Source organism: Burkholderia sp. Bp9140 (assembly GCF_003853425.1).
In the GTDB taxonomy this organism is placed as follows: Bacteria; Pseudomonadota; Gammaproteobacteria; order Burkholderiales; family Burkholderiaceae; genus Burkholderia.
This window is the reverse complement of sequence record NZ_QTPQ01000121.1, coordinates 1-627: the sequence shown is the minus strand read 5'-3', so window position 1 is coordinate 627 and position 627 is coordinate 1. Positions and strand designations below refer to the sequence as shown.

Annotated in this window: 1 protein-coding gene; it reads left to right on the top strand. The window is 64.9% G+C overall.

Translation table 11 applies throughout. The features are described from left to right. The coding region (locus tag DIE21_RS36875) for a PLP-dependent aminotransferase family protein (RefSeq protein ID WP_148092784.1) at positions 1 to 627 on the top strand (627 nt) is incomplete at both ends.

Here is a 627-nt window from a genome sequence, read left to right as displayed (position 1 = left end):
CCGATCGCGATCTCGTCGTCGGTCGACATGAGCCGGCTCGTGCTGTCGACGCTGCGCGCGATCGGCACGGACGACGCGGTGCCGCTCGGCTCGCCGTATCCGGACCCGAGCCTGTTTCCGTTCGAGAAGCTGAACCGCTACGCATATGCGGCCGGCCGCGACAAGTCACTGTGGGGCGTGACCGACGGCCTGCCGCCGGGCCATCCGCGCCTGATCCGGCAGATCGCGCGACGCTACCTGGAAAACGGGATGTCGGTCGATCCGAACGAGATCATCGTGACGGTCGGCGCGACGGAGGCGATCAACCTGTGCCTGCAGGCGGTCGCGAAACCGGGCGACACGATCGCGGTGGAGTCGCCGACGTTCTACGCGATGCTGCATGCGATCGAGCGGATGGGGATGAAGGCGATCGAGGTCGCCACGCATCCGGAGTACGGAATCGACATCGCGGCGCTGGCGGCGATCGCGAAGTCGCAGCCGATCGCCGCATGCATGGTGATGCCGAACTTCCAGAACCCGCTCGGCTTCCAGATGCCCGACGAGCGCAAGCGCGAACTGGTTGAGTTTGCAACTAAAGCGGACATGCCGGTGATCGAGAACGGTGTGTATAACGAACTGTATTTCGGC